General features: G+C 45.2%; 12 protein-coding genes. 7 read left to right on the forward strand and 5 right to left on the reverse strand.

All coding sequences use genetic code 11. From position 1 onward, the window contains the following. Positions 1-253 precede the first annotated feature (253 nt). Entirely contained in the window at positions 254-1,261 is a 1,008-nt protein-coding gene (locus tag GO493_RS01415) for a fumarylacetoacetate hydrolase family protein (RefSeq protein ID WP_157304277.1), read from the forward strand. Positions 1,262-1,264: 3 nt separating this feature from the next. Continuing rightward, the gene (locus GO493_RS01420) at positions 1,265-2,149 is read left to right on the forward strand and encodes a flavin reductase family protein (RefSeq protein WP_157304278.1); all 885 of its coding nucleotides are present in this window, start codon (positions 1,265-1,267) and stop codon (positions 2,147-2,149) included. Between the two features lie 226 nt (positions 2,150-2,375). Here GO493_RS01420 and GO493_RS01425 read toward each other — a convergent pair whose 3' ends face one another. After that, positions 2,376-3,113 carry a DUF4197 domain-containing protein gene (locus GO493_RS01425; RefSeq protein WP_157304279.1) on the reverse strand — a complete coding sequence of 246 codons (738 nt, stop codon included), beginning with the start codon at positions 3,111-3,113 and terminating at the stop codon, positions 2,376-2,378. 102 nt (positions 3,114-3,215) lie between these two features. After that, positions 3,216-4,049: a universal stress protein gene (locus tag GO493_RS01430; RefSeq protein ID WP_157304280.1), complete on the reverse strand. Its 834-nt coding sequence runs from the start codon at positions 4,047-4,049 to the stop codon at positions 3,216-3,218. Between the two features lie 178 nt (positions 4,050-4,227). Here GO493_RS01430 and lysS point away from each other — a divergent pair, with 178 nt between their 5' ends. The 3 genes from lysS to GO493_RS01445 all read left to right on the forward strand — a co-directional run bounded on the left by lysS (position 4,228) and on the right by GO493_RS01445 (position 8,438). Beyond that, entirely contained in the window at positions 4,228-5,739 is a 1,512-nt protein-coding gene (gene lysS, locus GO493_RS01435) for a lysine--tRNA ligase (protein ID WP_157304281.1), read from the forward strand. Between the two features lie 129 nt (positions 5,740-5,868). Continuing rightward, positions 5,869-6,219, forward strand: a complete 351-nt coding sequence (locus tag GO493_RS01440; RefSeq protein WP_198315429.1) for a hypothetical protein — start codon at positions 5,869-5,871, stop codon at positions 6,217-6,219. A gap of 89 nt (positions 6,220-6,308) precedes the next feature. Beyond that, positions 6,309-8,438, forward strand: coding sequence for a S9 family peptidase (locus GO493_RS01445; RefSeq protein WP_157304282.1), 2,130 nt, complete (start codon positions 6,309-6,311; stop codon positions 8,436-8,438). A gap of 1,041 nt (positions 8,439-9,479) precedes the next feature. On the opposite strand, the gene lptC is transcribed toward GO493_RS01445, so the two are convergent. Both lptC and GO493_RS01455 read right to left on the reverse strand, forming a co-directional pair. Continuing rightward, a complete protein-coding gene (gene lptC, locus GO493_RS01450) occupies positions 9,480-10,034 on the reverse strand; it encodes an LPS export ABC transporter periplasmic protein LptC (protein WP_157304283.1) in 555 nt (184 codons plus the stop codon). A 36-nt stretch (positions 10,035-10,070) separates the two neighbouring features. Next, a complete protein-coding gene (locus GO493_RS01455; protein ID WP_157304284.1) occupies positions 10,071-10,706 on the reverse strand; it encodes an LON peptidase substrate-binding domain-containing protein in 636 nt (211 codons plus the stop codon). 149 nt (positions 10,707-10,855) lie between these two features. Between GO493_RS01455 and GO493_RS01460 the strand changes: the two genes are divergently transcribed. Next, complete coding sequence (locus GO493_RS01460; RefSeq protein ID WP_157304285.1) at positions 10,856-11,905, forward strand: glycosyltransferase family 4 protein; 1,050 nt, start codon at positions 10,856-10,858, stop codon at positions 11,903-11,905. 21 nt (positions 11,906-11,926) lie between these two features. Further along, positions 11,927-12,970, forward strand: coding sequence for a glycosyltransferase family 4 protein (locus GO493_RS01465; protein ID WP_157304286.1), 1,044 nt, complete (start codon positions 11,927-11,929; stop codon positions 12,968-12,970). Positions 12,971-13,003: 33 nt separating this feature from the next. Here GO493_RS01465 and GO493_RS01470 read toward each other — a convergent pair whose 3' ends face one another. Continuing rightward, entirely contained in the window at positions 13,004-13,876 is an 873-nt protein-coding gene (locus GO493_RS01470) for a glycosyltransferase family protein (protein ID WP_157304287.1), read from the reverse strand. Between the last annotated feature and the right edge of the window lie 38 nt (positions 13,877-13,914).

Raw genomic sequence — 13,914 nt, forward strand, 5'->3', positions numbered from 1 at the left:
TATTTAATGCAAATAAATGCTAAAACAAATGTCGCGTTGATTCCTGTTCTACAGTCTGTCGGAAAAAGATGCTACCCGCGAATATTATGCCGATATTAGTATTTATCCTTTAGCGTTACTATTTTTTGGAGATTGGGTACATACTAACGGGGTTGCTACAGCTCAAATTTATAAATTATCCTGCATTACGCACACAGCCGTAAAAATACCAATTTACCTATATTTACAGATCATACAACCAGAACAACAAATTATGAAACTTGTTACTTACCTCCACGACGGGGCTGATCAACTGGCCATATTAATAGGCGATAAACTATATAACACACAGGACCTTCATCCTGCTCTTCCCGGCACCATGCAACTTTTCCTGCACATGTGGGAAGATGTGATAGATATAGCGCTCACAGTAAATGAGCAATTGAAAACCGGCCAGCATATCGGCTCTGCACGCCCGGTAGACTATGCCTCTGTCGAAGTATTAGCCCCGGTGCCATTCCCAACCTCCTGCCGTGACGGGTACGCTTTCCGGCAACATGTTGCCGCCGCACGCCGCAACCGCAGAATAGAAATGATCCCCGAATTCGATCAGTATCCCATCTTCTATTTCACCAATCATAATGCCATACAAGGCCCCGGTGAAATACGCTGCATGCCTGATCATTTCGATAAACTGGATTTTGAACTGGAAGCCGCCGTGGTGATCTGCAAACAGGGACGTAACATCACAGCCGCAGAAGCTGACAGCTATATAGGCGGCTTCATGATCATGAATGATATGAGCGCCCGCACACTGCAGATGGAAGAAATGAAACTCAACCTCGGGCCCGCAAAAGGTAAAGACTTCAGCACTGTAATAGGCCCCATGCTCGTTACACCGGATGAACTGGAACACCTTATCATCCCCGCCAGACCAGGTCATACAGGCAATAACTACAACCTTAAAATGATATGCCGCGTAAATGGTATCCAGGTAAGCGAAGGCAACATGGGTGACATGGACTGGACCTTTGCAGAGATCATTGAACGCTGCGCTTACGGCGTTACCATCCACCCTGGCGACGTAATAGGAAGCGGCACCGTTGGTACCGGTTGCTTTCTTGAATTAAACGGTACCGGTAAGCTCAATGATCCGGACTATAAAGAACAATGGCTGCAACCAGGAGACGTAGTGGAAATGGAAATAGACGGACTGGGTACACTCACCAACACCATCGTAAAAGAGGATTCGGATTTCTCCATCCTGAAACTGAAAAAATAAATCATGCAGATCATTCCAGGGCAGGTAAAAACAGTAGAACTTCAGGGCTACCTGCAGGGCGCCATAGCCCCCAGGCCTATTTGCTTTGCCAGCACCATCGATAAGAACGGACAGCCCAACCTGTCACCCTTCAGCTTCTTTAACATCTTTGGCAGCAACCCTGCTACCCTCATATTTTCTCCCTCCCGCCGCGTAAGGGATAACACGATCAAACACACACTGGAAAATATTTATGAAACAAAAGAAGTGGTCATCAACGTAGTGAATTATGCGATGGTGCACCAGGCTTCCCTTTCCAGCTGCGAATACCCCAAAGGCGTCAACGAATTTGAGAAGTCCGGATTTACAGCAGTTCCATCAGAAAAGATAAAGCCTTTCCGCGTAAAGGAAAGCCCCGTACAGTTTGAATGCGTTGTTAAACAGATCATCGAAACAGGCACCGAAGGTGGTGCAGGAAATCTTGTTATCTGCGAACCATTACTGATCCATATCAGCGATGCAATACTGGACGCAAAAGGTGCTATCGATCCTCATAAAATAGATCTTGTAGCACGTATGGGTGCCGACTACTATTGCCGCGCTTCCGGCGCCGCTGTATTCGAAGTCGCTAAACCCAATACCAGTCTGGGAATAGGAATAGACGCATTGCCTGTTTCAGTCAGGAACAGCAACGTCCTGACAGGAAATAACCTCGCACAGCTGGCTAATGTCAATCAGCAACCTGTAGTAGATGCAGCATATGCAGACGATCACCTGAAAAACATCTTCCAGTATTACAGTATCGCCCCGGATGAAATGGAAAAAGAACTGCATCTGCATGCAAAACAGCTGCTTGATAACAATAAAGTACAGGAAGCATGGCAGGTACTGCTGGCAGGAAATATTTAATTTTTTTGAACTGATAAAAAACGCCTTTGCCAAAATGGCAAAGGCGTTTTTTATCAGTTTCTTTATCTTAAGTCACCCCATATTTACCAGACTTAGAGCATAGATCCCATATAGATACTCCCACTCAAAGCCTACTATAAAGTATGGATAGTGTATGCATTGCGGTATCACTTTAGCGCCACAGTGCTTCCCAAAAGAAAGTGCCTCCTTTTTTATCTCAGGATGACTACATTCCAAATACCTTCTTCAGCAGATCTGTAGTTCTGGCAGCCGGATTAGCACGGATATTTGCTTCCTCTTTTGCAATCTGGTCAAACAATGCACTCACCGCTCTGGTAGTTACATAGTCCTGCAGGTCAGGATTAGCTTTGGTCCTGGTAGTAGGCAGCTTATTGTAGGAAGTCACAATGTCTCCGTAATATTTAGTGGCACTGGTACTATCCAGGGAATTCTTCACCACAGGAGAGAAAGCAGCTTTCAGTTTATCAGTCGTCTTTGATTTAAAATAATCTGTAGCAGAAGTATTACCACCCTGTATCAGTTTCAGCGCATCTGTGATGGTCATCTGCTTGATAGCGTCCACAAAAATAGGAGCAGCATGACCTACCGCACCTTCAGCAGCCCTGTTAATAGTAAGGATAGCCTTATCTACCTGGCTGCCCAGACCTACTGCACGCAGGGTGTTTCCTATCTTCACAGCATCTTCAGGTAACAACATCTTGTATATCTCACTGCCAAAAAATCCATCTTTCTTGTTCAGGTTAGCAATACCATTGGCAATACCTTTTGCCAATGCTTCTTTAATGGCGCTGCCGGCTTCATTTTCAGTAACACTGCCGGATGAGGAACTGCTTCCGGAAGAAACAGAACTGGCAGCTTTCTTCAATTTATTTAATAACTGGGCTTGGGATGCGGGTAAAAAGACAATACCTGACAATAACAGAAGACATAGTTTCTTGTACATAAAGTTGATGTGGTTTTATATGCAAAATAATAACAATATTTTTATCGGGTTCTAAAATTAGAACAATTCAACCACCGGAAGTTTAAAGTGGTATAAATGGTTTTACTCATGGATAGCCAGCAACGGGATATGAGTATGAAAACACAGCTGGGCCGTCCTGCTCCGCTTAAAGATCCCCTCAAACAAACCATGCTTCCTCGGAATCGTCAGGATAAGATCTGCCCCTTCCTTATCTGCAAATTCCATAATACCCTGTACTACATTACTATGGTCAAGGAAATGATATAGAGGATGATAGCCGGCAAGCAGGGTATCCAGCAGCAGGCTCTCCGCCGGAGTATCCGGGCTGATGCCCTTGCTGTCCTTATCAATGTTGATCACATGCAGTTCCGCCTTAAATACGTCCAGTAATCTTTTCAAAGGCTGAATAGGAGTGGAGGTAGCCACTTTCTTGAAGTCACACGCAAAAACGATCTTCTTTATAGGTGCAAATACCGCCTTCGCCGGTACTACTATAACCGGGCAGGTGGTATGCTTTACCACATCTATAGTATTGGAACCTATCAATATCTCTTCCAGCTGACTCCCCCCGGTGGTGCCCATCACTATCAGGTCTGCATGTTCCTCTTTGGCAGTTGCATTGACATGGGCAGCCAACAGATGATTATCAGCCCTGTAATCCAGTATCACCCCCTCCGGCAGGTCTGGCTCCAGCTCTGCCTTCATATTACGCAGTCCCTCCAGGCTGGCCTCCTTCAGCTCATTCGGATCTACCATGGGTATGGAGGTAGGTACATCCGGGATAGGTACTATCAGCTCATAGGCATGGTACAGAACGATGCGGGCAGTCCCCATCTGTTGTGCCAGTCCCAACGCATAACGCGCTGCATTATAAGCAGTTGCCGAAAAGTCTGTAGGTAAGATAATGGTTTTCATCTTATATTGTTTTATTCTGATGAATCAATACAGTCTTGGTCCGGGGCAATCACTATAAAGAAAATTTAGTGCCAATTCAATGTATGAAAGTTACAGTATTTCAGAGAGTTAACAGCCATTGACATATTTCCTGCCTAAATCGACTATTTTTGCACTCCATTATTGTAATCAGTACTACATGACACCATTATCTGAGCAAGAGATCATACGCAGGGAAAAACTGCAGGAACTGGAGAAACTGGGTATAAACCCTTATCCGGCGGAAGAATATCCCGTAAACAATACAGCTGCCAATATCAAGGCCCTGTATACGGAAGAAACAAAAGACCAGTTCCAGGACGTGTGCCTGGCAGGTCGTATCATGAGCGTACGCGATATGGGTAAAGCTGCCTTCGTTGTAATACAGGACAGCACCGCCCGTATACAGCTGTACATCCGCCGGGACGATATCTGTGACGGTGACGATAAGACCCGGTTTGACGTTGTTTTCAAAAAGCTCACAGATATAGGAGATATTATCGGCATCAAAGGTTTTGCTTTCATTACCAAAACCGGCGAATTGTCCATCCACATAAACAGGTTCGATTTCCTCGCCAAATCCTTACGCCCCCTGCCGGTGGTGAAAGAGAAGGAAGGAGAGGCCTTCGACGCCGTAACCGACCCGGAATTCAAATACCGCCAGCGCTACGTAGACCTGATCATTAATCCGCAGGTAAAGGACGTATTCATCAAACGTACCCGCATCATGCAGACCATCCGTGACTTCTACAACAGCATGGGTTACCTGGAAGTGGAAACGCCTATCCTCCAGCCAATTCCCGGCGGAGCCGCAGCCCGTCCCTTCACTACGCACCATAACGCACTGGACATACCATTATACCTCCGCATAGCCAATGAACTGTACCTGAAACGCCTGATCGTAGGTGGCTTTGAAGGAGTATACGAATTCGCGAAAGACTTCCGCAACGAGGGTATGGACCGTACCCACAACCCGGAATTCACCGTAATGGAAATGTACGCCGCTTACAGGGACTATGACTGGATGATGCGTACCACCGAAACCCTGCTGGAAAAAGTAGCCCTGGCACTGCACGGCACTACACAGGTACAGGTAGGAGATAAAATAATAGACTTTAAAGCGCCTTTCCGCAGGGTAAGCCTCTACGACGCTATTAAAGAACATACGGGTATCGATGTTACCAATATGGATGAAGCCCAGCTGCGCGCCACCTGCCAGCAGCTGAACATCGGTGTAAGCCCAAGCATGGGTAAAGGTAAACTCATCGATGAGATCTTTGGCGAAACCAGTGAACATCACTATGTTCAGCCTACCTTCATCATCGACTACCCCGTAGAAATGAGCCCCCTCACCAAAAAACACCGCAGCAAACCAGGCCTGGTAGAACGCTTTGAACTGATGGTAAATGGTAAGGAACTGGCTAACGCCTACAGTGAGCTGAACGATCCTATCGACCAGCGCCAGCGCTTCGAAGATCAGGTACAGCTGATGGAACGTGGCGATGATGAAGCCATGTACATTGATTATGACTTCCTCCGTGCACTGGAATATGGCATGCCGCCAACCTCCGGTATCGGTATAGGTATAGACCGCCTCACAATGATCATGACCAATCAGCCATCCATACAGGATGTACTGTTCTTCCCGCAGATGAAACCGGAGAAGATATAATCTGATATCATTTTTTCTTAGAAAACGCTTTTGCCTTTGGTAAAAGCGTTTTTTTATAGCCTGTGGCCAGCTTTTTGAGCCAACTATTCCCGAACCTGTTTGTTGTTTTATAAATAAAATAAATACATCATGCAAACAATTATTCCCAACAGGATGGCTATCATTATCTACGGCCTCGTCATGCTCGTCTTCGGTACTTTTCACTTCCTCTACGCAAGTGCTATGGCTCCAGGCGTTCCCATTCCCGGAGGTAAGATCTGGATCTATATTACAGGTCTGGGCCTGGTGCTGGCTGGTATTTCCTTCATTATCAACATAGCCGTAAAACCCGCCGGATATCTGCTGGCCCTCTTCCTGCTTATTGTCATAGTGCTGGTACATGCCCCCCATGCCTCCACCGATCAGCAATCCCTGACCATGCTCCTCAAAGATTCGGGACTGCTGGCAGGAGCCATATTGATAGCAAACACCGGGAAATAGTGATATTTCTCCACCCATCAGTTATTCCTGACTGAGCAATGCTTATTTCATTATTTTAGCTGCTTTGTTACAACAACAGCTAAGAACTTATGCACACAAAACATTACTGGTCAGTCTGTTTCACAGTACTGTGCGCTACTTCTTTCACCCTGAAAGCGCAGGAAAAAAAAGACCTGACCTTCCGGCAGATCTTCAAAGGAGAAGCTACCGGGCTTTATCAACCACTACCTGTTATCAGAGGATGGGCAGACGATACCCATTACATTGAAATGCGCCCGGAAAACGGTTCTGCAAGAGCATGGAAAGTAGATGTCAAAACCGGCAGCGCCACACCTTATTCAACTCCGCCTGAAGGCGCCAGCGTTGAAACAAGGAACAACAACATCTTTTATACTGCCGCAGACGGAATGGAAACACAGCTTACTGCCGATTCCGCCGAAGAAAAGAACCCCACACTTTCCCCGGACGGTAAGTACGTGGCCTTTACCCGCAACAACGACCTTTACAGCATTGAAATAGCCACACATAAAGAGATCCGTTACACCACAGATGGCTCCGACGTAGCCTACAACGGCTGGGCCTCCTGGGTATATTATGAAGAGATCCTGGGCCGCTCTTCCCGCTACCGCGCTTTCTGGTGGAGCCCCGACAGCCGCCGCCTGGCTTATATGCACTTTAATGACTCCAAAGTCCCGGTATTCCCTATCTATAGCGAAAAAGGACAACATGGCTACCTGGAGAATACCCGCTATCCAAAAGCTGGCGATACCAACCCGGCCGTACGCGTAGGAATGGTGTCAGTAGAAGGCGGTAATACCGTCTGGGCTGATTTCAACGAAAATGATGACCAGTACTTCGGCCCTCCCTTCTTCACACCTGAAGGACACCTCTGGATACAATGGAAACCCCGTAAACAGGATCACCTGAAGATCTACGAGATTGATCCGCAAACCGGCGCTAAAAAAGAAATTTATGATGAAAAACAATCTACCTGGATAGACTGGTACTTCACCTTACCTTTCCTCGAAAATGGTAAAGGATTTCTCCTGCAGAGCGATAAAAGCGGCTGGAGCCACCTCTACTGGTATAATATGGACGGTTCGCTGAACAAACAGCTTACCTCAGGTAAATGGTCAGTGAAACAGTTTGACTATGTTGATAATAAACAACAACTGGTTTATTTCACTGCCCGCAAAGAAGCATCCACCCGGACAGACTATTACCAGGTAAGCCTGAAAACAGGCGTTATTACCCGTCTCACGTTTGGCGAATACATGCATACCATAAGCGCCAGCCCCGGGGGCAGCTATTTCATCACTACCTATTCCAACCTGTCCACCCCTGCACGCATGACCCTCCTCAATAACAAAGGCAAGGTGATCAGGGAGCTGGGAAATAGCAAAGGCAACCAGTTTGATCAGTACAACCTGGCAGGCACCACACTGCAATACTATAAAACAAGAGATGGCCTGGAGCTTCCTATGACCATCACCATGCCCCTGCACATGCAGCCCGGCAAAAAATACCCCGTTCTGATCAGTATCTATGGTGGCCCCGGTGCAGGTACCGTATACGATACCTGGAAACAACCCCTTACTTCACAGTGGTGGGCAGAAGAAGGCGTGATACAGGTGGCGATAGACAACCGCAGTTCAGGACAACTGGGCAAAATGGGCATGAACTATATTTACCGGCAGCTGGGCAGATATGAAATAGAAGATTATATGGATGCAGCTACCTGGCTGCGTTCACAGCCCTGGGCCGATCCTTCCAAGATCTGCATAACCGGTGGCAGCTTTGGTGGCTACATGACCTGTATGGCGCTCACCTATGGAGCAGATGTATTTACCCATGGGATTGCCAACTATGCAGTGACCGACTGGCACCTGTATGACAGCCATTATACCGAACGTTATATGAATACCCCGGCAGAGAACCCGGAAGGGTATAAGACCACCTCCGTACTCAACTATGCCGACAAATACAAAGGCCTGATCAGGATCATTCATGGCACCATGGATGACAACGTACATATGCAGAACAGCATTCAGCTGGTAGATAAGCTGGAAAACCTGGGCAAACATTTCGAGTTCATGGTTTACCCCGGCGAACGCCACGGCTGGAGAACCAGTATCAAAAGCAGGCACAGCGATAATGAGATCTATCGCTTCATATACAGGTATCTGCTGGAAAAACCCTTTCCTCAGGAATTTGAATAATAATAAAAACTGATTATTGAACAGAAGAGCCGGTTAGTCGAAAGATTGACCGGCTTTTTTGATGCCGGAAAGACATGAACGGAGAGTTATAAAAAAAGAAACGGGGCTGCAAGACTACAGCCCCGAAAAATTTTAACCATATCTTTATTGAAAAACCTGAACCAAAGATGGCGTTATTTTGCATATCTCCCTAACCCATTCTGGTGAATGCTATATTTTTGTTTGGGAACGTAATGAAAAAACAGGTGAACGTAGGGGAAAAACGGGTGAAAAATAGCTGAATTCAGGGAGTAAAAGTGATCTTCAATATTATTAAATGCAGTAAGGGGTAAAATAGAAGGGCGGTAAGAATACCGCCCTTGTAATAATTTTAACCATATCCTATGAAAAACCTGAGCCAAAGATATACCAGGCTTCCATGCATTATCTTCCCATTTCCGTGAACGTTATAAAATAGTTCGTAAAACGGTAAGTTTGGATAGGTCAGCAATCATATACCAAATATTATCATATTAAATTAATTTCCAATTATTTATTAGGGCTATATAATAGTGAGGGAAGGATCAATTACTTAGCATTTTAGCCTATTCTCAGGCTATTTTTGACGGGCATTTTTTAAAATCCGGTCATATGGTCATTTCATTTTTCTAATATAGGTAAAATTTTAAACAATCTCATCATTTTCAATCACTACTGCATAAAAAAATCAAATTTGTCTTGCATAACATATTCCCCTTATATACAGAAAAAGCTTTCTATCATTACATACTTAATGGCATGGTTCTTGCGTTTCTATAATGACAAAATTTTAGGTTAAAAAATAGGTTAAAGCGAAACGGCCCGACATTGCTGAGCAATGTCGGGCCGTTATCGTTTATCTCCTTTTAGCCGCAGATCAATCTACTTTTAACAATAAGCTTCGCTTTATCCCCCTCAAAAAACCAGCCGCGTGCAGCACAAAAAAAATCCTACTCAAAAAGATGGGTTTCGCCAAAGGCGAAACCTATCTTTTTTGAGTAGCTTCTCCGCATCAATAACAAATTATTGCAACGTCGTACTATCCTGCAACACAAAAGGCCCACTCGGATGCAGTATAGTATAATTACTGAAATCCTGGTTAGATTCCAACCCCGTCCCATATAAAGTATCCGTCGCCGTACTGATACGCACAGGCTTATTCGAATAAAAGATCTCCTTCTTGGAATCCCAGTTCAGCTCTTCACAATCCAGCCTTTCCCCCTTTTTATTAATAACCACTACATGATCTCTCAGGTAAATATTGGCATCATTCTCAAAATACTTACCATACCTTGCCGTCAAAGTACTCTCCACATCCAGGGTATCATTAAAGAACAGCACCTTAAGCCCCTTATTAAATTCCACATATACAGGAGCCTGCAAATGCCTCAGCATAGAAGGCGCCGTCAACTTCGCCTTGACCTTACCCAGCTGACTGTACATCGACTCAATATCCTTCCCCTCCTCAACAGCCGCCGTCTTTTTATCAAGATTCATAATAGCTTCCATATCATTCTCACAGGCAACCAGCACCAGGAAGGAAAAAACAAACGCTACACGCGCTATTATCTTGTTCATATTCATTTTTCAGACCCAAATGTAAAATAATTACACTTATATATCACCGGCGCTAAGGTTACGGAAGTGCCCGTTCAGCTTTACCCTGTCCTTCAGACGTTCCATTTCCGCCATTAAAGGAATGACCCTCAGCAGGTGACGCTTCAGGTATTCCAGCCGTTGCAGCTCCTCAAAGAGATGCAGTACTTCATATTCCTCATGCAATGACAAACCGGCATGATGAGCCAGATCATAAGATAACAGGTCCTCATCCGCCTTTTTAAAGGACTTATTGATCTGTAAAATATGGTGTAACTCTCTCAGCGCCGTCATTACCTGTTTATGCAGCCGGGCGCTGCCGTTAAAACGGTTTTCTGGATAACTGACAATAGCACCGGTATACAACTTCTCAGGAATGCTTCCGATCATTTCCAGTATACGGAATACCTGTACCCCTCTGGTCACAACATCCATCTCACCATTCTCATATTCCTTTTCCACTTTCACTACTTCCACAAGTGTACCATACTCAACTACTTTCTTATCAATTACAGCCGGAATGCCAAAAGCTTTCTTATCTGCCAGGCATTCACGGATCAGTTGTTTATATCTTGGTTCAAAAATATGCAGGTTCAGTTGCTCCTGGGGGTATACCACGATGCCAAGCGGGAATATGGGAATAAAATTGGTCATATAGCCTAAATTATATAATTAACCGTTAGGAACGAAATATTGCTTCTATCGCGGTTTGGCTGCCATAGCCCCCAAACCGCTCTTAAGAAAAAGTTCGGACTGATACACTGCTGAATATCCCTATATTTGCCCGCACACATGTAAATTGAATGCCACATATACTGCTGGACTGCGAGAAAATGAAATATGCCAATACCGGCCTTTTTGAATTCTGCAGGCAATTAGGTAACTCTCTTATCCGTCAGCACGCGGAAAATGAATCCCTCACCTTTTACACTCCTGCGGCATTGAAAGGTATCTTTGGCCCGGAACAGCGGTATCGCACCCAGAGGAGATACCATAGGTTCCTTATGCCCCCGTCCGGGAATATAGATATCTGGCATTCCACTTTTCAGACCACTCATTACCGCCCTTCAGGTTCCCGTACCAGGCATATACTTACAATCCATGATCTGAATTACATCCATGAGGGTAAGTCGCCCGCCAGAATAGCCGCCTATCTCAAAAAGATACAGAGGAATATCGATCGGGCAGATCACGTAGTGACCATCTCTACCTTTGTGATGGAAGACGTAACCCGCCATCTGGACCTGCACAACAAACCTGCCAGCGTGATCCTGAATGGAGGTGATCTGGAGACTTTTCCCGGTTTCGATCAGCCCGGCTACCGGCCCCAACGGCCCTTCCTCTTTGCTATCGGAAGTATCAATGCAAAAAAGAACTTCCATGTACTGCCAGCCCTGCTGAAGAACAATGATTATGAGCTGATACTGGCAGGACCTGTCTTTGATCCGCTATATAAACAGAAAATACAACAAGAGGCTGCAGCCCACAATGTAGCAAACAGGGTCAGTGTCCTCGGCAGCATCTCCGGCCAGGATAAATACTGGTATTATAACCACTGTACCGCATTCCTTTTCCCTTCCCTGGCAGAAGGCTTCGGAATACCAGTAGTGGAAGCCATGAGCCAGGGTAAGCCCTGCTTTATTTCAGACAGGACCAGCCTGCCGGAAGTAGGCGGTGAACACTGCTATTATTTTCAGACCTTTGAGCCGGATGTAATGCAACAGGTCTTTATTAACGGATTACATGACTACAAGATCAATAACAGGGCAGATGCCATTGTAAAACATGCTGCCACCTTAACGTATCATCAGATGGCACACAAGTATTTACAGGTATACCGCAGTCTTTACTAAAGTATTTATCTCATTTTCCTTATGCATCTTATCGGAATAGATTTCGAGAAATTAAAATATCCTCACAACGGCTTGTACACCTTTTGTCTGCAACTGGGACAAAGGCTCCTGCAACATGCGCAGGAAGATGAAAAGTTGCTGTATTACATGCCTTCCGGCTTTAACGACTTTAAAGGCAGTTACAAAAAACTGCCTTATAAATGGTATCACCGCTATACATTCCATCCTCCGCAAATGGACATCTGGCACTCCGTACATCAAACCGGCAATACCTGGCCCAGACCACACGCGCAAAAGACCATCGTCACCATTCATGATCTTAACTTCCTGTTTGACAGCCGTAAAAGTAAAAGAGAAAGAAGACAGGGGTTACATGAACTGCAGAAACAGGTAAATGAAACAGACCAGGTAGTAGCTATCTCTCAGTTTACCCTGAACACTATCATGGAATATATTCAGGTGCCCAAAAGCAAATGTAAGATCATCTACCAGGGCTCTGAAGTAAAAGAATTTCCCGGTTTTGACACCCCCGCATATAAACCGGCTAAACCTTTCCTTTTTAGTATAGGCATGATCCTTCCCAAAAAGAATTTTCATGTATTACCCGCTCTCCTTGAGCACAATGATTATGAACTGATCATTGCCGGCAGGGCGCAGGGCGACTATATCAAAAAAGTAGAAGAAGAAGCCGCCGCCCTCGGTGTAAGCCATCGCGTTAAACTGCTGGGAACCGTGACCGACGAAGAGAAATACTGGTACTATAAGAACTGCAGCGCATTCCTTTTCCCCTCACTGGCAGAAGGCTTCGGAGCTCCGGTAGTTGAAGCAATGCACTTTGGCAAACCAGTGTTCCTGTCAGATAAAACAAGCCTGCCGGAAATAGGAGGTAATGTCGCTTACTTCTTCAAAGACTTTGGTAAAGAATATATGCAACAGGTATTCGAAGAAGGAATGGCACATTATGCCAACACCAATCCCGTTTCTGCAATACAGCAACACGCTTTGCAATTCAGTTGGGATACCAACGCTAAAGAATATATGAAATTATACAGGAGTATGTACTAAAGTAAAACTGCCGCTTACGCGGCAGTAACTTTATTATATGATCTTATAATTCCTGTAGTCAAACAAACGCCTGCCGGTTCTCTTTTCTATCCAGTAAAGAATGCTGTCTTTAAAGGAGAATTTTTTACGGCTGATATCATGCTCAAATTTCCAGTTCTTCTCATTGATCCTCGGTTGCATTACCGCCGGATGCGTTCCCGTAAAACGTGCCAGTGAATCAACCACGCCATAGTCAAACTGCTCTATCGGTACACGTTTCTTCATACGCTCCTCATTCCGCCCATGATACATCTGGAATGAGTTATTAAGCTTACGCGCCTGCGCCTCCGGATCTTTTACCCAGCCATAATGATACATGCTGGCATCTACACGCTTTACATGCAGCTTCTCTCCCTGCTTACGGAAACCCTGCGCATCACGGTAAGAAGAAATATTCTTATCGTTCCTTATCACACGGATCTCATTCTGATACCATACACGTGAGTCGCCTATATAATCGTAGCTGCCAAAGAAGTGCATATACTTGAACAGCAATCCCTCCACTTTCGGATCATCCTTATATTTTTCCATTGCAGCAAGAATAGCTGCATGATCCTTTTCATGCACCACTTCATCTGCCTGTATATAAAAAGCCCAATCTGCATCCGCACTAACATGAGCAAATGCTTTGTCTGTTTCCACTGCCAGGATACGCCCGCCTTCCTTCAGCGAATCATCCCACACAGAATGTGTGATGCGTATCTTCGGAGAACCGATAGATTCTATCAGTTCAAGTGTGCCATCATCAGAATTACCAACACTCACAATCACTTCATCACATAAGGGAAGAATAGACCGGATTGAAGCCACCACAGGATAGTCATACTTTACTGCATTACGGACAAATGTGAAGCCGGATACTTTCATATACTGGATATATTGGCTGCGAAGATATATAATCAGTT

It is taken from the genome of Chitinophaga tropicalis, from assembly GCF_009758205.1.
GTDB lineage: Bacteria > Bacteroidota > Bacteroidia > Chitinophagales > Chitinophagaceae > Chitinophaga > Chitinophaga tropicalis.